This is a genomic window from Pseudonocardia adelaidensis (genome assembly GCF_039543345.1).
GTDB classification, from domain to species: domain Bacteria; phylum Actinomycetota; class Actinomycetes; order Mycobacteriales; family Pseudonocardiaceae; genus Pseudonocardia; species Pseudonocardia adelaidensis.
Genome location: NZ_BAABJO010000004.1, coordinates 75,226 through 99,228 on the forward strand (window position 1 = coordinate 75,226; position 24,003 = coordinate 99,228).

Consider the following 24,003-nt stretch of genomic DNA (forward strand, 5'->3'; position numbering starts at 1 on the left):
CCCGTTCCAGCTACTGCCGCCGTGACGAGATGGGCGAGCACCTGCGCGACTACGGGGACACGCTCACCAGGTGGACGTTGCGATTCTCCGACGGGCGAACAAGAGCAGCCCGCCGGCAACGCTGATCCCGCCGAGCAAGCTGACGCGGAGCCTCGTTCGGGTCGGCGCTGGATGCGAAAGCCCAGAAAGTCGAAGCCCTCCTCGATGTGCACGGTCCTCGTCTTGGGCCCGGTCCAGAAGCGCCTCGTCGAGCAGGTAGTAGGCGCGGCGCCGCCACCGGCTCCCGCGCACCCCCGGTCGCGACGTGCCATCGACGTCACGTCGACGCGCTTTCCATGGACTTCCGGCCCGCCCGCTGCGAGATTGTGGGCAGCGCACCGGACCGGCGGATCCGGTGCGACCCCGCCGTTCCCGCGCGGCCCGGAACCGCCTGGAGGAGCACGCCTGGTGCCGCTTCGTCCACAACCCGGTCTCGTTCGCCCCCGGGGTTCGCACCAAGCGTTCGGTTTCCTTCGTCGACGTGGCCGCAGCGGTCGGCAATGCCCATCTGCGCGCAACGGCGACGGCGCTGGCCGAAGAACGCCAGAGGAACCGAAGCGACAGCGGCTGATCGAGGCACGACCAGGATGCGCAACGATACCCGCGAGGTCCACAGCCGCGACAACTCCATTTCGGGAGGACTCCCGAGCACGCGTGGTTGGGTTGTTCTCTAGGAAGTCGGCTTGCGTCCGGTCGGTGGACATGTGCTCCCGGATGCGTCCATGGGTTCCCCATGGAACCGGGATCCGGTGTGTGCGAGATTGCGAACCGTCCGCGTCGTCGGTGGAGGTCAGGGGGGAACAGCCGATGCTCACACCGCGGGTGTACCGCGAGAACGTATTCCTCCGCACCGGCCTGGCCGTTGATGCGGGGAGCAAGGACATCCGCCGCTACCGGGCCCGTGCGCACGCCGCGGGAAGCATCACCTCCGAGGTCGAGAAGATGCTCGACGAGCTGCAGCGGGACCCGAACCGGCGGATCGTCCAGGAGCTCTTCGCACCGTGGCGGTCCGAGGGGTCGCCGACGCCTCCGCCGGGCAGCGCGGCCGATCTGTGCGCCTTCCACGACCGTGCGGTCGAGTCCCACCGGACCGCGCTCGAGCTCGAGCTGGACGGCGGCGATCCCGCCCTGCGGGACGAGGCGTGGCAGCAGGCCCTCACGATCTGGGCAGCGCTCCTGCACCGCGACGGGATGTGGGACCGGCTGCGCGACCGGGCCGCCGCCATCGCGGACCCTCGGCTCACCGCGGCGGACGTCGAGCGCCTGCGGGCGGAGCTTCCCGACCTGCTGCTGGGGATCAACGCCCGGCTCGCTGCGGACCTCCACGACCCCTCGCGGCAACGAGAGCTGATGGAGACGTTCGCCGCGCTGGCCGAGCTCGAACTCGAACAGGTCGACACCGCGCTCATGCGGAGCGTGCAAGACGTCCTCGACCGAGTCGACAAGGCCTGCGACGAGGCGCGGGACAAGGCCGGATCGGCCGGTTCGGGCGGGCTGTTCATCGTGTCCGGGTTCGACACCGACGTGCAGGCCGATCTCGCCGTGGTCCGGAACGTCCTCGGTGACCGGCATCCGGCCGCGGTGCGGGTGCGCGACCGAGCCGCGGAGACCTACCGGCGGTGCGTCGTCCAGCACCTGAACACCCGCCGGGACGTCGGCGACCCCGCCGCCCTGCCCTTCCTGGAGACGGCGCTGGACCTGGCGGCCAGCTCGGACGTGAAGGGCCGCGCGCAGGAGGACCTCGACACGGTGCGGGAGGCGCTCGAACCCGCGTTCGGGCGCCCGAGCGGCCCGACCCGGCCCGCGATGCCGAGCCCTCGGCGCACGGCGGTGCCCGAGGAGCCGGCATCCGTCGGGTGGCCGTGGTTCTTCATCGTGGCCGGCACCGTCGCCCTGATGTCCGGGCTCCGGTGGTGGGGCGGGCCGTGGCTGGCCGTGGCCGGCGGCATCGTCCTGTGGCTCGCGCTCATCTCCCTGAAGCGCGCGCTCCTCCGGCGGATCGACGTGCTGGGCCGGTCCTGCATGACCATCGGCGCGATCCTGGTGCTCCTCGGCAGCCTGCCGTGGGGCGGGCTGTGGCCCTCCGACGCCACCGGCCTGTGGGGCATGGGCCACGCCGGCATGTGGCTCGTCGGCATCGGCGTCATGTGCGTCATCGAGGGCGCGATGTACCTCGGCGCGTACGACGATCGGGCCGAGGAGAGAACGGCGGTGTGGGGGATCACGTCCACGGTGTACGTCGGCGGGGTGTGGCTGGCGGGCGATGGTGGCTGGCCTGCGTTCGTCGTGGTGCTCGTGCTGGCGCTGATCACCCTCGCCGCCTTCTGCGGAGCGCCGGCGGAGGTGCTCATCGGGCTGCTCTCGATCGGCTCCCTGCTCACGGTGGCCGCGGTCGGGGTCGTCGGCGGGACCCAGACGATCGGCGTCGTCCCCACGCTGATCATCGCCGTGGTGGCGCTGCTGGTCGTCGGGGCGGTCGGACGGGCGTCGGTTCGGTACGCACAACGACGGTGAGCGCAGTGAGGAGTCCCATGCAGGAAACCGGGTTGCGGGCGTGGTGGCGGGACCGTGGGCAGCGGCGTTACCCCCCTGAGTTCCGCATTCCCCGCCCGATCTGGCCCGACGAGGTGCGGCGCGACTACGAGCGCGTCGCGGCCGCGCTCGCCGCCCTCCCGGAACGGCCCGCGGAGCCACCCGATGACGGAGCGCTCGCAGAGGCCGCGCTCGGGTTGTGGCGCACCCAGCGCCGCATCGAGTCCGAGGACCCCGACGGCACGTCGCAGCTGACCCGCCAGTTGCGCCGGCACGTCCAGACCGCGTGGAAGGGGCTCGCGAACGCGGGCATCACCGTGCAGCAGCACGACAACGAGCCGCACGACGACGGGCTGGCCCTGGAGGTCGTGGCACGCGAGCCCCGCCCGGGGCTGCCCCGCGACACGGTCGTCGAGACGGTGGCCCCGTCGATCCTGCGCTCGGGGAAGGTCATCCGTACCGGCGAGGTCGTCGTCGGCTACCCAGTGGAGGACGGTAAGGCATGACGCGCCAGACGATCGACGTCGGCATCGACCTCGGCACCACCACCAGCTGTGTCGCGGTGATGGGACAGAACGAACCGCAGATCGTGCGCAACAACCTGAACGAGGAGTTCACCCCCTCGGCGGTGGCGGTGCGCAAGGCGGGCGAGGTGTACGTCGGCCGTCGAGCCAAGGAGCGGCTCGAGTCCGACCCGGACAACGCGCAGGCCGAGTTCAAGCGCTACATGGGGTTCGAGGGCTGGAGCAAGACGTTCACGGCCAGCGGGCGCACCTTCACCGCTCCGCAGCTGTCCGCGGAGGTGCTCAAGACGCTGCGCCAGGCCGTGGAGGGCCACCTGAACGAGCCGGTCGACGCGGCGGTGATCACCATCCCGGCGGCGTTCGAGGCGTCGCAGCGCACCGACACCATCACGGCCGCCCGGATGGCCGGGTTCGGCACGGCGGAGTTGTTGCAGGAGCCGATCGCCGCGGCGTTCGCCTACAGCAGCCACTACGCCACCGAGCGGGCGTTCTGGCTCGTCTACGACCTGGGTGGCGGCACGTTCGACGCGGCACTGGTCCGGTTGGAGGACGGCCAGTCGACGATCGTGAACCACGCGGGCGACAACTACCTCGGCGGCACCCGGATCGACTGGGACATCGTCGACGAGATCCTGATGCCGGCCGCGGCCCGGGAGTTCGGGCTGTCCGGGTTCCGCCGCGACGAGTCGATGGACCCACGGTGGCGGGCCAACGTGCAGAAGCTCAAGATGGCTGCCGAGCAGCTCAAGATCGACCTGTCGGTGCACGCCACGGCGTACAGCGACGTGGTGCTCAACGACCTCGACGGCACGACGCTCAACTTCGAGGCGTCCCTCGCCGCCGGCCAGCTGCACGAGATCGCCATGCGCTACTACCGCCGCACGATCGAGTTGTGCCGCAAGACCCTCGCCGAGGCCGGGGTGCGGCCCGACGACGTGGACAAGGTGCTGCTCGTCGGGGGCTCCACCCTCGCGCCCACGGTGCGGGAGCTGATCGCCGACCCGGAGGCCGGGCTCGGCATCGAGATCGACGGCAGCCTGGACCCGATCACCGTGGTCGCGCGGGGCGCGGCGCTGTACGCGGCGAGCCGGCCCACGCAGACGACGACCCGGGAGCCGACCGCTGACGAGGTCGTCGTGGACCTGCGCTACGAGCTGCGCAGCGACGACCCGCAGCCGCCGATCGGGGGCAAGGCGCGTGCCGCGTCGGCCCGGGACTGGAGCGGCTACCAGATCCGGTTCAGCGACCCGTCCGGGGTGCCCCCGTGGACCGGGCCGATGGTGCCCCTGACCTCCGACGGCGACTTCTTCACCGAGCTCTTCGCCCAGCCGGACACCACCACGGAGTTCCGCATCGAGCTCTTCGACCCCCGTGGCAGCGCCGTCCCGGTCCAGCCGGCCACCGCCACCTACCGCCACACCAGCGGCCCCGTCCCGGAGAACACCGAGACCCTGCGCCGGTCCATCGGCCTGGCGATGGCCGACGGCAGCGTCATGTGGTCCGCTCGCAAGGGCGCCACGCTGGACCCGAAGTCGAAGATCAGCACGACGCACGACGTCCGCACCACCGAGCACGTGTCGCGATCCGGCAGCGGCGTGATCCGCATCCCGATCGTGGAGGGCGAGCGGGCCCGGGCCGACCGCAACGCGGAGGTCGGGACGCTCGTGATCCGGCCCACCGACATCACCCGCGACGTACCGGTCGGCACCCCGGTCGAGGTCACGGTGGACGTCACCGCGGAGCAGGTCACCGCGTCGGCGTACGTGCCGTTGCTCGACCGTTTCTGGGACACCTCGGTGCCGAAGCCGTCGGTGCCGGACCTGGACGACCTGCGCGAGCGGCAGCGCGAGGCGGAGGAACGCCGGCAGGACCTGCGCCGGCGCGCGGAGAACGCCGTGTCCCCCGAACCCCGGGAGATGATCCGCGGCCTCGAGAGCAGCGGGGCGGCCGACGAGCTGGGGCGCCTCTCCAGGACCGGCGCCGTCGCGGAGCCCGACCGGCAGGCGCTCGACGACCGGCTCCACGAGTACGAGGCGCACCTGGACGCCGTCGAGGACGTCCTGCTCCTGCCGGAGGTCCGGGCCGAGGTCGACGGCGCACGGGCCGATGCCGCGGAGGCGGTGCGGCAGCACGACGACCAGGCGGGCCGCCAGAAGCTCGAGACGATCGACGCGGAGGTCGAACGCGCGACCGCCGCCAAGGACGTCACCGCCCTGCGCCGCCAGATCGAGGAGCTCCACCAGCTCGAGTACCACGTGCTGAACCGCAGCGGCCAGTTCCACCCGCAACTGTTCCGGGAGCTCACCGCGGTCGTGCCGATCATGACCGACCAGCGGGAGGCCCGGATGCTCGTCTCGATCGGTCAGGACGCGCTGAACCGGGGCGACAACGAGCGCCTCGCCGCGGTCAACGCGTCCCTGCTCCAGCTGGTCCCCGAGCACGCCCGGCCCACCATGCCGGCACCCGGCGACACGGGGCACGGCGCAACCGTGAGGGCCCGATGACCGCCTCCGACGACGCACGGGCCCCGCTGCAGCAGCTCACCGACGAGCTGGCCGTGGCGCGAGCCGCGGAGCTCGCCCGTGCCGGCGACCGGGACGGGGCGCTGGCCGCGCTTGCCGCCGCGCCCGGCCCGGCGACGGTGGCCCGGCTCGACCTCACCGCCCGCGTCCACGCCCAGCTCGGGAACTACGACGCCGCCGACGCCGCCTGGCGGCGGGCCGCCGAGCTGGGCGGGGGCGACGCGTTCCGGGCCGAGCGGGCCCGCGTCGCGGAGGAGCGGTCCGGACGCGCCCGACCGCGGCGCAGGCTGTGGCCCGCCCTCGCGGCGCTGGTCGCGGCGGCATTGGTCGCGGCAGCCGTCGTCGTGGCGTTCGCACGCCCCTCGCCGGATCCGGCTGGCGGCGGGAACCGGGCCGGGGAGCTCTCGGACATCCAGGCGCAGCAGGGCGAGATCATGCGCCGGCTCGACCGGATCGAGGGCGCCGTGGCGCCGCGGGACGACCTCGGCCCCGTCGAGGCCGATCTGTCCAGCCTGCCCGGGTACCTCGTCCGGGCCGACGGCGACGCACTCGTCGTCGCGTTCCCCGGCTCCCCTTTCGGGGGCACCGGCGCACAGCTGAGTCCGGAAGGCGACGCCGCGATCGCCGAGCTCGGCCGCCGGCTCGCCCCGCACATCGACCGGATCGCCGTCCGGGTCGTCGGCCACACCGACGACACCCGGCTCCTCCCCGGCGCGGAGTTCGCCGACAACGAGTCGCTCGCGCTCGCCAGGGCCCTCGCGGCCGCCCGCCGCCTGGCCCGGGCCACCGGGCAGCCGCTGGAGTCGATCGCCGTCGCCACGGCAGGCCCCGACCGGGCGCCCTTCCCGAACACGTCGCCGGACTCGCGCACGTCCAACCGGACCGTCACGATCCAGGTCACGCCCGGCCCGACCGCGGCGGACTGATCATGATCAGGACCGAGATCCAGGTGTTCTGCCGGACGATGACCCACCGTGCAACGGCGGCCGCCGAACAGATGTCGGGCCACCGCCCGAATGTCGAGGAGCTCGTTCGGACGCTGGAGCGGACGCTCGCGGATCGGGACCGGGCGCGCGCTCGATCCGCGCAGGTGGGCTTTGCCGAACAACAACGACTGCAGGCCTGGGACGAGGTCCTCAGTGCCCGCATCCGGGTGACCCGGGCACTGCTCGATGTCTGTGACTCCCACATCGCGTATGCACTGTCGCTGTCCCGGGAGATCACCGCCCACCCCGACGGGGGATCACCGATGCGCTGGCACCACCGCCGAAAGTACCGCAAGGCGGTGGAGGAGCTCGAGAAACGGGCGTCCATGATGGACGAGGAACACGCCGAGCTGACCGACGGCCTCCCCGAACTCCGGCGGTGCCTGGGACTCCCCGGCTCCGACGGCTGACGCCGGTTACCGGTCAGCCGATGACCAGCACCGTGGTGTCGTCCACCAGCCCACGTGCGGCCGCGGCGGCGAGCAGGGCGTCGCAGCACCGGCTCGGCTCCCCTGCCGGCACCGAGGCGAGCACGGTGGCGATGGTGGCGTCGTCGACCACCGCGGTGAGGCCGTCCGAGCACATCAGCAGCCGGTCGGACGGGAGCAGTTCCACGGTGCGCACCGCCGGTTCGACCCGGCCGGCCATGCCGATGTGCTGGGTGAGTCGCGACCGGCCGGGAAGCCGCGCCGCCGCGCCCGCGTCCAGGATGCCGGTCGCCACCAGTGACTCGCCCAATGCGTGATCGGTGGTGAGCCGGGCCAGCCGGCCTGCGCGGCTGAGGTAGGCACGGCTGTCCCCGACGTGGGCGATGGTGGCCGTGTCACCCCGCACCACGGCCGCCACGACGGTCGTTCCGATGCCGCCGAGCCGGTTGCCGGCCCGTACGCGGAGGTCGCCGCTGAGCGCACGCAGGAACGCGGCGACCAGCTCGGGGTCCGTGGGGTCGCCGGTCGACGCGAGCAGGGCGGGCAACCGCTCGACCACGAACCGTGCCGACCAGCCGCCGTGGCGGGCCGAGCCCACCCCGTCCGCGACCACGTACGTCCCGGTCGCACCGTCGGCGGCGGTCCAGTCGTCGTTCCCGGAGCCGGCGGGCCCCGGCATCGTCGCAATCGCGTGCGACGCCGATGCCGTCGGAGTGGGTGTCACAGCGCCTCCAGCAGGGCGGCGCGCAGCTGCGCGGCGTCGCCGATCTCGATGACCGGGTCGTCCACCAACGCCCGGTCGATCACCGCGGCGAGCGCGGCCGGGACGTGCGGGTTGCGTTCCCGGATCGGCACCGGCGCGGTGCCCATGACGACGGCCCACTCGTACTGCGGCTCGCCGAAGTCACGCGGGTACTCGCAGGTCAGCATGTGGTAGAGGCATGCGGCGGTCGACCACACGTCGACATCCGGGCGGGCCTGCTTGAACCCGGTGACCTGCTGCCGCGGCACGAAACGCGCCTTGCCACCGACGGCCCCGTCGGGGGTCACGCCGCTGTGCCCCGCCGTGTCGAACGCCTTGGCCAGCCCGAAGTCCGCCAGCTGGACGACCCCGCTCTTGAACAGCAGGTTGCCTGGACTGATGTCCCGGTGCACCAGCCCGGTGGCGACCACGACCCCGCCGCCCGCCAGGTGCACGGGCACCGGCACGCTGTGCGCGTAGGCGAGGCCGGCGAGCGCCTGCGTCGTGATCAACACGGCCCGGCGCACGTCCAGCGGCCCACCGGTGCGTTGCATCAGGTCCGCCACCGAGCCCCCCTCGCAGAGCTGGGTGACGATGTAGAACACACCGTGCCACCGGCCGCTCTCCAGCTGGTGCACGATGTGGCGGTGGCGGAGCGTCTCGGCGAGCCGGGCCTCCCGGACGAACCGCTGCTCGTCCGCGCCGTGCGGGAGCATCAGCTTCAGCGCCACCCTGGTGCCCGTGTGCAGGCTGGTGGCCGCGTACACCGCGCCCATCCCGCCGCGCCCGAGCAGGCCTTCGACGGTGTAGCCGCCGAACACACCGGTCACCTGCTGACCGCGCTGCACCCGCGTGTCGATCATCTCGGCCAACCGGACCGGATCGCCGGCACATGCCTGGCATACAAGATCGGGGCCCGGTGACGCGACGGGTTCCGTACAGACCGGGCACGTCCCGAGCACCCGCGCGGTGCTGGGCCTGTTGCGCGGCGGAGGCGGAGCGGGTGCCGGCCTGCACCGCGGGCACGGTTCCCCGGTGGAGGACGCTTCCCCACAGCGGGGGCACAGGGCCACGACGACGGACACGCCGATCGTCGCGCCCCCGATGTGGAGGCGGTCCCCGTCGGTCAGTCGGTGCCGCTCGACACGCTGAGCCCCGACGAACGTGCCGGAGGGGCTGCCCAGGTCTCGCACCCACGCGTCCGGCGGGTCGATCTCGAGCAGGCAATGGTGCGGCGCCACGCCGTCGTCGAGCAGCCGCAGGTCCGCGCTCGCCGACCGGCCGATGACCCACCGAGCCGGCCCGGTGAAGCGGACCTGGCGGGCCCGCCCCGGACGGTCGTGCACGTCCAGGCGGACGTGGGCGACCGCCACCACGGTGGGTTCCGGGTCAGCAGCGGCGGCGAGCAGCCGCTCCAGCGCCTGCGGCCCCGCGAGGTCGGTGAGCAGCCGCACCCAGGCCGTCGCCGGCACGGCGAGCAGGGCCCGCAGCAGGTCGTCCGCGCCGGTCCGCCCGCCCGGGGTCGCGGACTGGACGGCGACGCGGGCGCGGGTGAACAGCGCGTGCGCGTCCGCACTCATCTCCGGCCGTCGCGGCTCGGTCTCGAAGACCCGGGTGGCCCGGCCCGCCCACCGGGCCAACCGGCGCGCGTACTCGGCCGGGTCGACCCCGGCCGAGCCGAACCGCCGCCGCACTGCGTCGGCCTCCGCCCGCGCCTCCGGGCCGACGCCCCCGGGCTGGGCCCCCGCAGCGGCCGCACCGAAGCGGCAGGCAGCGATGAGCAGGTGGATCGGTTCGATCCGGTCGGAGACGGCCTGCTCGGCGGCCTCGGCAGCGAGCTGCCACGAGACGAGAGCGCCCGCGGTCAGGTCGTCGAGCGAGTTCGCACCGGTCACGATCCACGATCCGTCCGGACCACCAGCGCGTCGCCGTCGACGTCGACCACGATCGTCCGGGCATCGTCGAACCGGCCCGCGGTCAGGCCGTCCGCCATCCGGGCGGTCACCATCGACTCGACGACACCGGCCGCGGACCGGCCGTCGGTCGCCGACCGGACGAGCAGGTCACGCGCGGCCTCGGACACGACGAGCTCGTGATCCGGGAGGCGGCCCCGCAGGTCGTCGAGGCTGCGTTCGACGATCGCGGCCAGCGCGGCGCGGTCCAGCGGCCGCAGGTGCACCACAGCGCCGATCTGGTCCACGAACGCCGACCCCACCGCCGCACGCAGCGCGTCGTCGGCCCGGGATGCCGCGCCGCGCCCGCCCGCCCCGAACCCGAGCGCCGACCCGGCCGCCCCGGTGCTCGCCGTGCACACCACGATCGCGTCGGCGAACGAGACCCGCATGCCCGCCCGTGTGGTGAGGATGCCCTCGGCGAGGATCGGCAACAGCGCCTCCCTGACCTTCGGGTGGGCCCGGTCCACGTCGTCGAGCAGCACCACGCTGTGCGGGTGCCGCCGGACCGGCCCGACGAGCACGCCGTCCTCGTCGTGGTCGCGGTACCCGGCCGGGGTGCCGAGGAGGCCGAAGTACGAGGCGGCGTCCCCGTAGTCGGTCATCGGGATCCGGACCAGCCGGACGCCGTCCGCGGCGAGCTCGTCGGCGAGGGCGGTGGCCAGCAGGGTCTTCCCGCACCCCGGCGGTCCCGCCAGCAGCATCGAGCAGCACGCGCCACGGCCCAGTCCCGCGCGCGCCGCGCGGACCGTCGTGGCGACCGCCTCGTCCTGGCCGATCACCCGCGCGCCGAGCGCGTCGGCGAGACCGGCCAGCTGCCGGGCCGACCCGGTGCGCACCCGCTCGACCGGTACGTCGAGCCGGGCGGCGAGCGCCGCGGCGACGTCGTCGGCCGTCACCGTCGGGACGCCGTCGCGCCCGGGGCCCGACGAGACCTCCGCGCAGGCGGTGTCGAGCATGTCGATCGCCTTGTCCGGGAGCCGGAGGTCGGGCAGGTGGGTCGCGGTGAGCCGGACGGCGGCGTGGTGGGCATCGTCACCGATGGTGACGTGGTGGTGCTCCTCCAGCCGACCGCGCAGGCCGTCCAGGATGGCCTCGGCGTCCGCCTCGGTCGGCTCGGACACCCGGACCAGCTGGAACCTGCGCGCCAGCGCGCCGTCGGTCTCCACGCGGGCGCGGTACTCCTTCTCGGTGGTGGCCCCGATCATCTGGATCGCGCCCCTGGCCAGCGCGGGCTTGAGGATCTGCGCGGCGTCGATCGCGCCGTGGGCCGCGCCCGCGCCGAGGATCGTGTGCGCCTCGTCCACGAAGAGGACGACGCCGGCGGCCGCGGCCTCGGCGATCGCGGTCGCGATCCGCTCCTCGAACTCGCCGCGGTAGGTGGTGCCCGCGACCAGCGCGGCCATCGGCAGCTCGACGATGCGGCGCCCGGCGAGGGCGCTCGGCGGGTCCGCTCCGACGATGGCGAGGGCGAGCGCCTCCACGACGGTCGTCTTGCCCACACCGGGCTCGCCGACGAGCATCGCGTTCGGCTTGCGCGACGTGGCCAGCACCACCGCGAGCCTTCGGACCTCGGCGGCGCGGCCGACGACCGGCCCCAGCTCGCCGGCGCGGGCCAGCGCGGTGAGGTCGCGGCCGGTCGCGTCCAGCACCGGGGTGGCGGACCCGCCCGTCCGGGCGACGGACTCCAGCCCGCGCGCGAGGACGACGAGGGCCGCGTGCGGGTCGCGCGGGTTGTCGTCGACGAGCGTCAGCAGCGTCGCGCGCACCAGGTGCCACAACCGCATCGCGACGCGGTCCTGGGCGGCCCGCGCCGCCGCGCGCGCGAACACCTGTCGCGCGGCAGGCGACCGGTGCGACTGCCCCGACCGGCGGGGCGCACCACGGACCTCGCGCCGGCGCAGCGTGCGGCGCAGCCAGGTGGCGTCGACGCCACTGTCCCGGAACAGCGCGCGGACCTCCGCCACCTCGCTCTCGAGGGCCGCCGCGACGTCGGGGGCGAGCTCGGAGCCCTCGGCGTCCAGCCGCACGTCGGCCAACTTCGCGCCGGCCATGAGCAGGTGCGCCGGCTCGATCTCGGCGGCCCCACCGGCCTGGGACTCGACGTCGGCGAGCTCCCAGCACAGCAGGACGGCGGGGGAGATCGCCGGAGTGGGGTCGGCCGGCTCGGGCGGGGGCAGCACCCGGTCCGGGCCGTCCACGACGGGCGCCGGAGGCGGAGCGGGCGGGCGGACCTCGGCCCGGACCGCCTCGGCCTCCTCGTGCCTGCCCAGCACGCGCAGCAGGCCGAGGAGCTCGGCGACGCCCGGCCCGCCGAGCCGGTCCCGCGGGACGCGCCCGAGCGCGTCGAGCGCCTGGGTGTGGCGCCCGAGCCCGCGCAGCGCCTGCGCCAGCGGCACCCTTAGCCCCAGCCGGTCGAGCGCACCGGGCGGGAGCGCGTCGAACGCCTCGATGGCCTCGGCCGGCCTGCCGAGACCCGCGAGCGCCCGACCGCGCACGCCGGCGGCGGCCACCGAGGTGGGGTCCAGCTCCAGCGCCCTGGTCGCGTCGTCGAGGGCCTCGGCGTACCGGCCGTTGGCCGCGTTCGCGGCCGCCCGCTGGGCGTAGGCCTGCTCGTCGCGGGGGTCGATCGTCAGCGCGACGGCGAGCGGTTCCAGTGCCTCGGCGGGACGACCCACCGCGAGCAGGGCCGCCCCCAGCCCGCGCTGCGCCGCACGTGCACGCGGCTGCAGCTCGACGGCGCGACGAAGCCGCGCGACGGCCTCATCCGCACGGCCGACCGCACTCAACGCCGTTCCGTGGGCGACCAGCACCGGGACCGAGTCGGGGTCGATCTCGGACAGCGTGGCGAGGACGCGCACCGCCTCCTGGTGCCGGCCGGCCATGGTGAGCGCGATCCCCAGCTGCAACAGGGTCGCCCGGTCCTGCGGGCGCTCCTCGGCGAGGGCGGTCAGGCGGTCGACGGCCGCGGCCGCGCTGCCGAGCCGGGCCAGGCAGGCCGCCTGCCGGGCCTGCGTCGCCGGCCGGTCGAAGACCGGCGACGCGATCACCGGGGCCGGGCTCGCGGTGACGACCTCGTAGACGTGCTCGAGCTGCTGCCGCAGGGCCGCGGGGTCGTGCGGGCGGTCATCGGGCCGCCGCGCCACGCACAGCTTGATCAGCCCGGTGAGCTCCGGAGGCCCGGGCGGCGGGTTCTCGGCGATGTGGCGCAGCGCGAGCGTCCCGTCCCTCGGCCGGTCCGTGGCGAGCATCTCGTAGAGCAGGATGCCGACCCCGTACACATCGGTGCGCGCGTCGAGCAGGCCGTCGGGATCGGCCTGCTCGGGAGCGCGGTAGGCCGGGGTGCCCGGCACCTGGCCGTACACGGCCTGCACGCGGGCCCCGAACTCGGCCAGTTCGGGAACCGAGGCCTGGACCGGCCCGAACGCCTGCGCCAGCCCGAAGTCGGTGATCTTCAGGTCGTCCTCGGGGGTGAGCAGGCAGTTCGCCGGCTTCACGTCGCCGTGCAGCCGTCCGTGCCACGCCGACGCGTGCGCCAGCCCGCTGCACAGCTGGATGCCCAGCTTCAGGACGCGTTCGGGCGGCATCGGGCCGCGCCGGATCGCCGCCGCGAGGTCGCCGGGGACGTACTCCAGCAGCAATGCGGGGCGGCCCGCGATCCACTCGACCCACAGCGCGGTGACGACGTGCGGGTGGGGGTCGAACCGCACCCACGTGCGGGCCTCGTTCTCGAACGCCGCCCGGCCGGCCAGGTGGTGGTCCTGGAAGGTCTTCAACGCGTACGTGCCCTCGGGGACCGGCCCGTCGGGCTGGGCGTCCACGACGTAGACGGTGCCGTGCCCGCCGCGCAGCACCTGCCGCACGCGGTAGGACCCGTCGGTGCCGTGCAGCACCTCACCGACCGCGTGACCGTGGCGCGCGGCACCCACGAGGTCGTCCAGTGCCCGCGCGGCCTCGCGGTCGTTCGGGGCGAGCCGCACCGCCCGCTCCAGCACCCGCCGGGCTGCCACCTCGCGGCCCGACTCGCGCAACGCCCGGCCGAACGCGAGGTGCCCGGCCACCCGCTCCGGGTGCAGGCACACCGCCGCGGCGTACTCCGCGAGCGCCTCGTCGATCTGCCCCGCCTCCCGCGCGGACCGGGCGGAGTCGAGGTGCTGCTGGTACGTCCGCGGCTCGTCGCGGTCAGCGGCCACCGGAGCGCCGCTTCCTCTTGGCCCGCCGGGCGGGCACGCGCGCCGCGGGTTTGCGGAGATCGGCGAGCGCGAGCGGGACGTCGGCCCGGCCCGGGTCCAGCTCACCCGCGCGTTCCCACAGCTCGACGGAGCGCTTGCGGCGGCCCTGGCGGTGGGTGACCTTGGCGAGCAGCACGATGGTGTCGACGTCGTCGGGCACGAACGCCAGAGCGACGCTCGCCTGCTCGCCCGCCTCGGCCCAGCGACCCGCCCGCGCCGCCCGGACCGCGGCGTCGTGGGCGGCATCGGCCCGCTCGACGATCCGCGCAAGCGCCGTCAGGTCGGCGCCGCACTGGACGCACCGTTCCCCGAGCCGCTTCTGCTGTCCGCGGCACCGCGGGCAACTGAAGGCCTTCATCCGCGGCCCACCCTATTCCGGTTCCACGTCGACGACCGGCGGGAACGTCTCGACCCGCGCGAGCCACGGCATGACCCGCTCGTCGAGCACCCTCCGCAGGATGCGACCCGCATCCGGGGCGTTCATGTCGACCCGGTGGACGTCCGCCTGGGCCACATCGCCTTCGGTGACCAGGCTCTTGTAGAGCTCCTCGAGGGCCTGCGTGCGCTGCGCGCCGGGGACGCCGGCCATCCGGTCGCGGAGGCTGTCGCGGCCCCGCGAAATCTCGGCCAGCACCTGGGCGCGCAGGGTGGCGGCGGACGGCCCGCCGGGGACGCCGATCACGGGCGGGACGAGGAGGTTCCAGACCGCGTGGATGCGCGCCTCCACCTGCTCGACGGCCGTGCTCCAGTCGAGCTGGCGCTCCGCCCGGTGCGCGGCGCTGCCCGCGGCCCGCAGCGCGGGGAGCTCGTTGCGGAACTCCGCCGCCCGTCGGGCATCGACGCCGGCGAGCTGGTCGATGAGCTGCTCCAGGTCCAGCAGCTTGCCCTCGAACTCGGAGAACGACGGGCTCAGGTGGGCGCCTGGCCCCAACGGCAGGCTCTCGAGCTGGGTCTCGACGACGGTCATCCGGTAGGTCGCCTGCGCGGCGTCGAAGCGGTGCGCGACCAGGTCCTCCAGCTCGGCGACGAGCTTCTCGATCCGCGGGCCGTGCGTGATCCGGGTCTCGGGGTCGACGAGGTTGCGCTTCTCCGCCCACGACGCCCGCACCGAGTCGAGGCGCTCCCGCAGCCGCTCCCAGGAGTCGGAGTCGAAGCTGCGCAGGTTGAGGGTAGCCCGGCCCTCCCGGCCGGCCGTCGGGACCCGCGCGTGCACGTCGATCATCCAGTCGGCGCCGATCGTCACCGACAGCGCCACCCGCGTGCCGACCGGCGTGTCCGCGGGCAGGTCGGAGATCACGACCTCGCCGATCGGGATCGGGCCCTCGTACACCGGGACCGGGAGCAGCACGCCCTGGTTGACCGTCCGCAGCCCGATCTCGACGTGGTGCGGCACCGGGTCGCCCTCCTCGGCGACGGTGCGCATGCCCGACCGCACCTTGACCGAGATCGTGTTGGCGAGCACCGCACCGCCACGGGGCAGGTCCGGCCCCATCCGCAGCGTGTCGGCCTGCGAGTCCAGCTCGCGGCCGTCGACCTCGACCGCCACCGTCACCCCGGTCTCGGCGTCGGTGAGGGGGATGTCGGCGAACCGGAACCCGCCGCGCTCGTCGGCTCGCACGCGCGCGGTGTACTCACCGTCGTCGCTGCGCAGCACCACCACGGCGTGCGCGGGGTCGGCGAGCCCATGGCCGGTGAGCACCTGGCCGTTGATCTCGCCCCGCCCGTCCAGCACCACCGGCGGCCCGAGCTTCAGGTGGGCGCTGTGGCGGTCGATGAACGCCGTCTTCAACGCGGCGCCCGCCGCGACGCACAGATCCGGCTCGACCAGCACGGGTTCCTTCCCGAGCCGCCGCGACAGCGACTCCGACACGAGCGGGATGCGGGACGAGCCACCGACGAGGACGATCCCGTCCAGGGACGCCGCGGAGAAGCCGGGCTGCCTCCGGGCGGCCTTCTCCAGCGCCGAGACGCAGCTGTCGACCGTGCGCTCGATCCGGCGCGCGATCAGCTCCTCAAACTCCGTCCGCTCGAACGGCACCGTGAGGATCATGGGCTCCCCGTCGCAGTCGAGGAGGTTCGACTTCACCAGGTCGGCCGCGGGCGAGCGCGACAGCTCGATCTTGACTCCCTCCGCCTCCGTGAGCAGGGCGCCCAGCAGCGCCCGGTGCTCCGGCACCGAGACGTCGATGTTCAGGTTGTACCCGGGGACCTTGTCCGCGAGCAGCCCCACGATGGCCTGGTCGAAGTCGTACCCGCCGAGGAACCGGTCGCCGTCGAACGACAGGTGGTCGAAGGTCTCGGCGTTCCACTCCACCACCGATGCGTCGAAGGTGCCGCCCCCCAGGTCGTAGACGAGGAACACCCCGTGGTCGGCCGGCTCGCCCGCACGGCCCGCCAGGTAGGCCTGCGCGGCGGCCTCCGGCTCGATCAGTGTCTCGGCGACCTCCAGCCCGGCGTCGGCCCCCGCCTGGGTGGTCGCGTTCTTCGCGCCCACCTCGAAGAACGCCGGGACGGTGACGACCGCCCTGCGCACCGGCACGTCGAGCACGGACTCGGCCAGTTCCCGCAGGTAGCGCAGCACGTGCGCGGACGCCTCGGTCGCCGTCATCGTCGCGTGCCCGGCCCGCAGCGGCTCCGAACCGCTCATGTCGCGCTTGAAGAACATCGCCGGTGGGGGCTCGCCGGTCTGCCGGGCCTTGTTCTTCGCCCGCGCGCCCACCACCGGCGTCCCGTCCCGGTCGATCCACACGGCCGAGGGCGTGAGCGGCGACCGGTACCGGTCGGTGATCACGAGTGCGCCGCCGACCGGCCGCAACCGGCCCGCGGCGATCTTCTCCGCCTTGTCCGGGATCGGGGCGTCGGCCAGCACCGCCACGCAGCTGTTCGTCGTGCCGAGATCGATCCCCACCGCGATCCCGGCACCGCCGCCGTTCTCACTCATCGCCGCCCCTCCGCTCCCTGCTCGGCACCCAACAGCACCTGGGCCCGGCAGACCACCTCTCCGTCCGCCCAGCGCAAACCGGCGCGTTCCGTCTTCGCCACCCACGGCCCGTCGCCGTCCAGCACGTCGACGACGTCCGCGACGTCGGCGTAGGGCAGGCCGACCGGTTCGATCACCGTGCCGCCCCGGCGGGTGACCGCCGCGGCGATGCGGTCGGCGAGCGCCCCGACCAGCTCCGCCTCGGCGGCCAGCCCCGCCTCGTCCATCCGCGGTCCGGAGGCGGCCACGAGCTCACGCAGCTTGTGCAGCACGACGACGAGGTCCCGGGCCAGCTCCTTGTCCCGCCGCTCCGTGTCGGACAGCACGTCGCGCAGCCTGTCCTCGGCCGCGTACCCGGCCCGCAGCGCCGCCCACGTCACGCCGTAGGCCGATCGCGCGGGCGGGGCGCCCCCGCGCTCCTGCTCGTCGATCGCGAAGACCCGCTCGACCGGTCCCGTCACTCCGCTCCCCCTCACCTCGGCCGCGGCTCGCGGACCGCGTGCACACGCAACGTCTCCAGCACCCGGCCCACGGGGTCGCGCAGCCGCTGCTCGGCGGCGTTGATCGCGGCCTCGTCGACCACCCGGCCCAGGTAGCGCACCTCGCCGAAGCGCACCCGCGACCGTCGCGCCACCGCGTGCGCCCGGCGCACGACAGTGGTCGGTTCCACGCCCAGGACCCCGAACGCGGAGTCCCGGTACGGGTCCGCCTCGGCGTGCCAGCGCCACGGGTTGTCCAGCGCCGCGGCGCCGCCGGTGCCCGCCTGCGCCTCCCCGCCTGCGCGCAACCGCGCCAGCACCGCCTCGACGCGTCGCCTGCGGAGGGGATGGGGTCGCACGGCGGCCGCCAAGCGGGCCACCGCCGGGTGCTCGGCGAGCCCCTGCCGGTTCCCGGCCCCGACGCCCGTGCGTTCCAGCCGCTCCAGCAGTTCCATGGCCTCCACCGTGCGGCCGCCCACGAGGAGGTGGTCGATCTCGGCGGCGTCGACGGTGGCCTCGAGGGGCCACCGGCGCGCCGGCCCCGGGCCCGGCGCGCCGAGCCGCTCGACCAGGTCGGCCGCCCACTCGCACCCGGCGTCGAGCGCCACCGCGTCCGCGAGCAGCCGGCGCGCGTCGGCGTCCCGGCCGGTCAGGTGCGCGCACTCGGCCTGCCTCGCGAGGCACTTGGCGAGGTCCTTCTCCACCTCCCACGGCGGCAGCCGCACGCTGGGCGAACGGGTCAGCGACTCGCGGTAGTACCGTTCGGCCCGCTGGTTGACCCGCTCGATCCGCTGGATCTCGGCCGGGTCATCGGTGATCCGCGGGGGCATCTCCGTGTACAGCAGCTGGGCGCCCTGCCAGTGCAGCAGGCGGGCCCGGTCGTCGTCGGGGACCACCTCGACCGCCTCCGGCGGCAGGACCTCGTCCACCCGGCGGAGCAGGTTCCGCACGACCCGCCACCCGTCGTCGCGTCCGATCAGCGTCCACGCCCATTCGTTGGCCAGCACGACGAGCAGCCGGGCCGGCACCGGTGCGGCGGGGTCGAGGCGCAACCAGTCCGCGACCTCGTCGAACGTGGGCCCGAACCGCCGCTGGTCGATCGCCTCCGCGACGCGGCCGTCCAGCTCCTCGACGAGCGCGGCGCGCGCGGCCGCCACCGCCCCGGCGGGAAAGCCGGAACCGCGGATCAGCGCGACGTGCTCACCGGCCGGCTCCGGCGCCGTCCCCCGCAGCTCGCGCGCCAGCGCCACGTGGACGTCGAGGAGCATTCCCGGGAGCGCCCGGCGCACCGCGGCGAGCACCTCCGCGGGCACGGGGCGACCGTCGATCGGCGGCATCCGCCCGGCGAGGCGCTCCCAGAACGCGTCCGAGGCGTGCAGCGCGGCCCACTCCCCCACCGCCGCGCGCCAGTACGGCAGCGCCAGGGCGTACTCACCGGCCCGTTGCAGGTCGTAGGCCCGCGTGTGCAGGCAGATCGCCCGGTGGTGGCGCAGCCGGTCGTCCGGCCCGGGGTACGGCTGGGTCCCGCCCCAGACCTCCTCCGCCTCGGCGGTCCACGGGTGCACCTCGCCGTCGCGGTGCAGCGCCGCCCACGCCCGCTCGTCCACGTCCGCGCCCACGTCCTCGCCGGCGCCCACGTCGGCCGTCCGGCGCGTCATGCGCGGCTCACGGGCCGCTGGAGCATCATCAGGAACCCGTCCCCGACGGCCGTGCCGGCATAGGCGCGCGCCGCCGCCCGCCACGTGACGGGGCTGCTCGCCACGGCGAGGCCCTGCTGCGCCACGGCCCTGGCCCTGTCGACCTGGTCGCGGCGCAGCGCCAGGTCGACGAGCAGCGGGTACAGCTCGACGACCCGCTCGTGCGCGGGCAACGCGTCGTTGAGCGCGCCCGCCTCCGCGGCGAGCCGCTCGGCGTGGTCGAGGTCGCCGGCCCGCAGCGCCTGCTCCAGCAGCCGGCCGTGGGCGCGCACCCGCTCCGGCCCGGGTGCCGTGGGAGCCGGGGTCCCGGCCGGCTCCGACGGGTCGAGCATCGCGAGCAGGGCGGTGGCGTCCGCGGGGCGGTCGGCGGGGCTCGGGGCGAGCGCCCGCAGGACGAGCTCCTCCACCGGGTCGTCCCGGACGCTCGGGGCCAGCTCGCCGGGCGGCGGTACCGGTCGCGTCCTGATCCGCATCAGCGCGTCGACGTCGACCGGCCCGTCCTCCGGCAGCACCGTCGCCACCTCGTGGTGGCGGGGCAGCCGCCCGGTCAGCAGCTCGTAGCCGATCATCCCGATCGCGTACACGTCCGCGCGGGCGTCGATGACACCGCCGCCGAGGATCTCGGGTGCCTGGTGGGTGAGCGTCCCGCCCCTCGGGGCGGACCGGAGCAGGTCGGTGATCCGTTCGGCGTGCCCGAAGTCCCCGATCCGCAGGGAGCCGGCGGCCGTGCGCAGCACGTTCGCCGGCTTGAGGTCGAGGTGCACCGTGCCCTGAAGGTGCAGGAACCCGACGCCCTCGCAGATTTCCCGCAGCCAGGCCCGCACCGTCGCGGCCGGCCAGCCGCGGTCCGGCAGCACCCGGTCCGCGAGGCTCCCCTCCGCCAGCTCCATGACCAGGTAGGGCACGCCGTCGTCGCCGACCCCCGCGTCGAGGCACCCGACCAGCCGGTGCCGCACGACCGGATCCTCGCACCGGCCGACGAGGCGCTCGATCTTCAACGCCTCGCGCAGCATCGCCATCGTCGCGTCGCCGCTGGCGAACCGCTTCAGCGCGACGGAGCGCAGCGGCACGTCGAGGACGCGGTGCTCGGCCCGGTAGACCTTGCCGAAGGCGCCCGCCCCGATCAGCTCGCGGATCACGTAGCGGCCGCCCACGAGGGACGGCACTTGGACCTCGTCAGCCATCCGCGGTGATCACCGCCAGCCCGCCGTCGCGGACGACCACCCGGACCGCGGCCGGTTGCTCACCGCGGTCCTCGGCCTCGTCCAGGAAGCGCAGCAGGAGGCCCAGCACGACGTCCGCGCACCGGACGACCCCGCGGGCCGCCTCGTCCACCCGCGTGGTGACCGCCTGGTCGACCACGTGCTCGGGTACATCGCGCGACCACTCCAGCTTCACGCCCAGCTCGGCATGGATGTCGGCCGCCCGCCGCTGGAGCGTGGCCTCGGCGATGTCGCGCAGGTCGTCCTGGGTGAACGGGGCGAACAGGATCGTCTCGTCGATCCGGTTGAGGAACTCCGGACGGAGGAACTGTTCCAGCTCGTTGCGCAGCTGCCGGGAGACCTCCGCCTCGTCCTCCTCGTCCGGCGGCACGCCGTTGCCCAGCTTCTCGGCGAGCTCGCCGCGCAGGCCGGACGGGGTGCCCCCGACCCCGCTCGTGCGCCTCCCCAGCGCGGCGAACCACCGCGCGCCGAGGTTGGAGGTGAGCACGACGACCGCCTCGCGGCCGTCCCGGACCGGTCCGGCCGGGTCGGTGACGCGGCCCTCGTCCAGCAGCCGCAGCAGCGCGTCGAGCACGAGCCGGTCGGCCTTCTCGACCTCGTCGAACAGCAGCACGCAACGCGGGGTGCGCGCCAGACCGTTGGTCAGCTTCCCCTCGCCGAAGCCGACGTACCCGGGCGGGGCGCCGATGAAGTTGTTGATCGCGTGCCGCGAGTTGTACTGCCCCATCTCGAACATGATCAGGTCGTCGGTAGAGCCGTAGACCGCCTCGGCGATCAGCCGGGCCGTCATCGTCTTGCCGGTGCCGCTGGGCCCGCAGAACAGGAACGTCGCCAGCGGCCGGTCGCCGACGCGGAACCCGCGCCGTGCGGCGCGTTTGATCAGCTCCACCTTCGGCAACAACCGCGCGGCCACCGCGGGCTGGCCGATCAGCTGCCTCTGGAACCGCTCCAGGGCATCGGACACCGACTCCGGCGCGGGCTCCGGTTCGATCTCCGGTTCGGCGTAGATCTCGGCGGCGAACCGCTTCAGCGCGGGCACGTCGACCCCGCTGGCACGCAGGATCCCGGTGACGGGGCTGCCCGGAGCGCCGATCAGCGCCTCGAGCAGGTCCCGCTCCGCGACGACGGCCGAGCCGCGCGCGGCGGCTCCCCGCGCGGCCTGCTCCAGCGCGAGCCGGAACGCGGGTGCCACGGAGTCGCGCGTGACGCGTTCCGGCGCGGTTCCCCGCCGGCCGTCGCCCCGCAGCAGCATCAGCAGGCGGGCCCGCAGGTCGCGGAGGTCGAACCGCACGTGCACGGCTCCCTGCGCGAGCAGTCCCTGCTCGGGGATGGCCAGGGCGTGGGTCAGCAGCAGGGTGCTGAGCGAGCGGATGCCCAGCGCGGCGGCCTCCGTGGTGACCGACTCCAGGACCCGCGCCGCCGCGGGCGTGAACGCCGTCTCGCTGACCCTGCCGTCCGGGCGCCACACGGAGGCGGGAGTGACCGGTCCGCGCTCGGCGACGGCGCGCCACTCGTCGAGGTCGGCACCGCCGTGGTGTTCGAGCACCTCCCTCGCGGCCGGTTCGAGGTGGGTCAGCGCCGCCGCCAGCACCGCGGACTCGTCCAGGAGGCCGTCGTGGCCGGCGAGCACGGCGATCAGGTTCCGGGTTGCGGGTGCTGCGGTGTCCGAGGTCAGCTCGACGGCGACGGCCGCAGCGGCCGGTGCCTCGTTGCGCATCGCGGCGACGAAGACGTCCACGGGGATCCGCGCGCCTGCGAAGAGCCGCGCGGTCAGGCTCCCCGGTATCCGGGCGAGCGCGGTGAGGAAGTGGGACGGCTCGATCCGCGGAGCGCCGGCCTCCATCGCCGCCGCCACGACGGTCCCCAGGTCGGAGGTCGCGCTGCGCAGCGCAGAATCGAGCCGGTCGGGCGGGATCGGTCCGTCCGTCCTCACACGTCCTCCGTCGGGGGTCGTTCCACCGGTTCGAACCCGCGACCGCGGATCGCCCGACCCGAGTCTCTCGCGGACCCGGGGGAATCGACCATGGGAGATTCATCGACCTCGTGGAACGGCGCGGCTCCGACCCAGGCCGCGAGCCGGTACCCGATGCCGCGAACGGTCTCGAGCAGCCGGGGCTGGGACTTGTCGAGCTCGAGCCGGGCCCGCGCGTCGTTGACGACGTCGCGGACGTCCTCCTTCGTGAACGACCGCCCCGCCGGCCACTCGTGTCGTTCCCCCCACAGCGCGGTGATCAGCTCGGCGTAGGTGCACACGACCGGCGCGCCCTGGTTGCGGAAGCTCCGCCCGGTCATGTAGCGGACCAGTTGGTAGGCCTTGGGACGCAGGCCGACCACCTCGTGGCGCTGGCCGTCGATCCGGCGGAACACCCGTGCGCCCACCCGGTCGACCTCGACCCGCGGGCGGTCCTCCGGCGTCAGCGGGAGGTCCGCCGGCCTCGTCACGTGCGGGTCCACGTAGGCGAGGCTCCAGTACCGGGCTCCCCCCGAGGAGTCGACATCGCCCAGGACGAGGATGGTGTCGCCGTGCTGGAGACGCACGGCTCCCTCCAGCCTGCTGGTCCGGTCCCCCCGGCGGATCAGCGTGCCGTTGACCGTTGCGTTGTCACTGGCGTACCAGGCTCCGGCACGGAACTCGAGTATGCAGTGGACTCGACTCACCCATTGCTGCTGGTCGGGGCCGAGCTCGACGTCCGGCTGACACGTCGGGCTCCCGCGGCCGATGGTCACTCGCTCCTTCCGCAGCTCGACCGATCGGCGCTCCCCGTTCGGCGACGTGATGATCAGGCTCGTCGATCGCACCGCCCGATGATCGCGCGCAGTACGCCGAGGTGCCAGGCGCTGTTCAGGATGTCGTGCCGGGGCTCGGCGCGGGGCGTGTCGGTTCCTGGAGATGAGGGAGGTCTCCGGTAGGTGGATCAACGACGAAGAAGATCATCATCATTCTCCGGCGCAGATGTGGGATCGACGCGCGTCAGCAGGCCGCGTCCTAGCCCGTCGCGTTGCGGGCGGCTCCGGCGAGCTCCAGGTGTGCGACCATGACGTGCTCGGCGCGCTGGGGGTCGTGGTCGGCGAGGGCGTCGAGCAGCTCGCGGTGCGCATCGAGGAACCGCTCGGCCTCCTCGGGCCGGTGCCACAGGGAGCTCTCCGCGGGCACGGGGTGGTTCTTCCAGATCGAACTGAGGTGGTCGGCGAGGAACGCCGGTCCGCCCGCTCGGGCGATGAGGTCGTGGAACTGCCTGCTGTGCTCAGCGATCTCGTCGACGACCCCGGCCTCGTGTTCGCCGAGCATCCGCTCGTGCAGCTCCCGCAACGTGGTGAGTTCGCCGTCGGTGATGCGGACTGCCGCCAGCCGCGCGCACAGCCCCTCGATCGCACCGCGCAGCAGGTACAGCTCGCCGGCCGCGGCGGCGCTGAGCTCGGACACCGTCGCCCCGCGGTGCGAGCGGTAGGAGATCAGGCCCTCGCTCTCGAGCCGGCGCAACGCCTCCCGAACCGGAGTGATGGAGACGCCGAGCCTGCGGGCGATCTCGTCCTGCGGCACCGCGGCGCCTGCCATCAGCTGCCCGCTCATGATCTCCTCGCGCAGCACCTCGTGGACGTAGTCGGCCTTGCTGCCCGGCGGACGCGGTCGCGCTCGTCTGGCTGTGACCACTCACGTTCCCTTCGA

The 24,003-nt window shown here is 74.3% G+C and carries 16 protein-coding genes; 5 read left to right on the plus strand and 11 right to left on the minus strand.

Going from position 1 to position 24,003, the window contains the following annotated elements:
* Positions 1-846: 846 nt before the first annotated feature.
* From ABEA81_RS06025 to ABEA81_RS06045, 5 genes are read left to right on the plus strand one after another with little or no spacing between them, the layout of a single operon-like run.
* Positions 847-2,553 (plus strand): MFS transporter, encoded by a 1,707-nt coding sequence (locus ABEA81_RS06025; protein WP_345603793.1) that lies wholly within the window; start codon positions 847-849, stop codon positions 2,551-2,553.
* A 17-nt stretch (positions 2,554-2,570) separates the two neighbouring features.
* A complete protein-coding gene (locus tag ABEA81_RS06030; RefSeq protein WP_345603794.1) occupies positions 2,571-3,077 on the plus strand; it encodes a hypothetical protein in 507 nt (168 codons plus the stop codon).
* Entirely contained in the window at positions 3,074-5,599 is a 2,526-nt protein-coding gene (locus tag ABEA81_RS06035; RefSeq protein ID WP_345603795.1) for an Hsp70 family protein, read from the plus strand. The genes ABEA81_RS06030 and ABEA81_RS06035 overlap by 4 nt, the downstream gene beginning before the upstream one ends.
* On the plus strand, positions 5,596-6,543 hold the full coding sequence (locus tag ABEA81_RS06040; RefSeq protein WP_345603796.1) for an OmpA family protein: 948 nt from the start codon (positions 5,596-5,598) through the stop codon (positions 6,541-6,543). Before ABEA81_RS06035 ends, ABEA81_RS06040 begins: the two co-directional genes overlap by 4 nt.
* Before the next feature lie 23 nt (positions 6,544-6,566).
* Complete coding sequence (locus tag ABEA81_RS06045; RefSeq protein ID WP_345603797.1) at positions 6,567-7,013, plus strand: hypothetical protein; 447 nt, start codon at positions 6,567-6,569, stop codon at positions 7,011-7,013.
* Positions 7,014-7,026: 13 nt separating this feature from the next.
* On the opposite strand, the gene ABEA81_RS06050 is transcribed toward ABEA81_RS06045, so the two are convergent.
* The 11 genes from ABEA81_RS06050 to ABEA81_RS06100 all read right to left on the minus strand — a co-directional run bounded on the left by ABEA81_RS06050 (position 7,027) and on the right by ABEA81_RS06100 (position 23,988).
* A complete protein-coding gene (locus ABEA81_RS06050; protein ID WP_345603798.1) occupies positions 7,027-7,710 on the minus strand; it encodes a PP2C family protein-serine/threonine phosphatase in 684 nt (227 codons plus the stop codon).
* A 41-nt stretch (positions 7,711-7,751) separates the two neighbouring features.
* Positions 7,752-9,668 (minus strand): FHA domain-containing serine/threonine-protein kinase, encoded by a 1,917-nt coding sequence (locus ABEA81_RS06055; RefSeq protein ID WP_345603800.1) that lies wholly within the window; start codon positions 9,666-9,668, stop codon positions 7,752-7,754.
* Complete coding sequence (locus tag ABEA81_RS06060; RefSeq protein WP_345603801.1) at positions 9,665-13,918, minus strand: AAA family ATPase; 4,254 nt, start codon at positions 13,916-13,918, stop codon at positions 9,665-9,667. Before ABEA81_RS06060 ends, ABEA81_RS06055 begins: the two co-directional genes overlap by 4 nt.
* Positions 13,908-14,315, minus strand: a complete 408-nt coding sequence (locus ABEA81_RS06065) for a hypothetical protein (RefSeq protein ID WP_345603802.1) — start codon at positions 14,313-14,315, stop codon at positions 13,908-13,910. Before ABEA81_RS06065 ends, ABEA81_RS06060 begins: the two co-directional genes overlap by 11 nt.
* Before the next feature lie 12 nt (positions 14,316-14,327).
* Positions 14,328-16,898 carry an Hsp70 family protein gene (locus ABEA81_RS06070; RefSeq protein ID WP_345603804.1) on the minus strand — a complete coding sequence of 857 codons (2,571 nt, stop codon included), beginning with the start codon at positions 16,896-16,898 and terminating at the stop codon, positions 14,328-14,330.
* Complete coding sequence (locus tag ABEA81_RS06075; protein ID WP_345603805.1) at positions 16,895-17,398, minus strand: hypothetical protein; 504 nt, start codon at positions 17,396-17,398, stop codon at positions 16,895-16,897. The genes ABEA81_RS06070 and ABEA81_RS06075 overlap by 4 nt, the downstream gene beginning before the upstream one ends.
* An 11-nt stretch (positions 17,399-17,409) precedes the next feature.
* Positions 17,410-19,074, minus strand: a complete 1,665-nt coding sequence (locus ABEA81_RS06080) for a hypothetical protein (protein WP_345603806.1) — start codon at positions 19,072-19,074, stop codon at positions 17,410-17,412.
* Positions 19,071-20,279 carry a serine/threonine-protein kinase gene (locus tag ABEA81_RS06085; protein WP_345603807.1) on the minus strand — a complete coding sequence of 403 codons (1,209 nt, stop codon included), beginning with the start codon at positions 20,277-20,279 and terminating at the stop codon, positions 19,071-19,073. Before ABEA81_RS06085 ends, ABEA81_RS06080 begins: the two co-directional genes overlap by 4 nt.
* Positions 20,280-20,289: 10 nt before the next feature.
* Positions 20,290-22,269 (minus strand): AAA family ATPase, encoded by a 1,980-nt coding sequence (locus tag ABEA81_RS06090; protein WP_345603808.1) that lies wholly within the window; start codon positions 22,267-22,269, stop codon positions 20,290-20,292.
* Positions 22,266-23,135 (minus strand): FHA domain-containing protein, encoded by an 870-nt coding sequence (locus ABEA81_RS06095; RefSeq protein WP_345603809.1) that lies wholly within the window; start codon positions 23,133-23,135, stop codon positions 22,266-22,268. Before ABEA81_RS06095 ends, ABEA81_RS06090 begins: the two co-directional genes overlap by 4 nt.
* Before the next feature lie 187 nt (positions 23,136-23,322).
* Positions 23,323-23,988: a GntR family transcriptional regulator gene (locus ABEA81_RS06100; protein ID WP_345603810.1), complete on the minus strand. Its 666-nt coding sequence runs from the start codon at positions 23,986-23,988 to the stop codon at positions 23,323-23,325.
* Between the last annotated feature and the right edge of the window lie 15 nt (positions 23,989-24,003).

Bases quoted from the DNA above. Each gene is read 5' to 3' on its own strand.
- ABEA81_RS06025 (WP_345603793.1), top strand. From the start codon at position 847: ATGCTCACACCGCGGGTGTACCGCGAGAACGTATTCCTCCGCACCGGC.
- ABEA81_RS06030 (WP_345603794.1), top strand. From the start codon at position 2,571: ATGCAGGAAACCGGGTTGCGGGCGTGGTGGCGGGACCGTGGGCAGCGG.
- ABEA81_RS06035 (WP_345603795.1), top strand. From the start codon at position 3,074: ATGACGCGCCAGACGATCGACGTCGGCATCGACCTCGGCACCACCACC.
- ABEA81_RS06040 (WP_345603796.1), top strand. From the start codon at position 5,596: ATGACCGCCTCCGACGACGCACGGGCCCCGCTGCAGCAGCTCACCGAC.
- ABEA81_RS06050 (WP_345603798.1), bottom strand. From the start codon at position 7,710: ATGCCGGGGCCCGCCGGCTCCGGGAACGACGACTGGACCGCCGCCGAC.
- ABEA81_RS06065 (WP_345603802.1), bottom strand. From the start codon at position 14,315: ATGAAGGCCTTCAGTTGCCCGCGGTGCCGCGGACAGCAGAAGCGGCTC.
- ABEA81_RS06070 (WP_345603804.1), bottom strand. From the start codon at position 16,898: ATGAGTGAGAACGGCGGCGGTGCCGGGATCGCGGTGGGGATCGATCTC.
- ABEA81_RS06080 (WP_345603806.1), bottom strand. From the start codon at position 19,074: ATGACGCGCCGGACGGCCGACGTGGGCGCCGGCGAGGACGTGGGCGCG.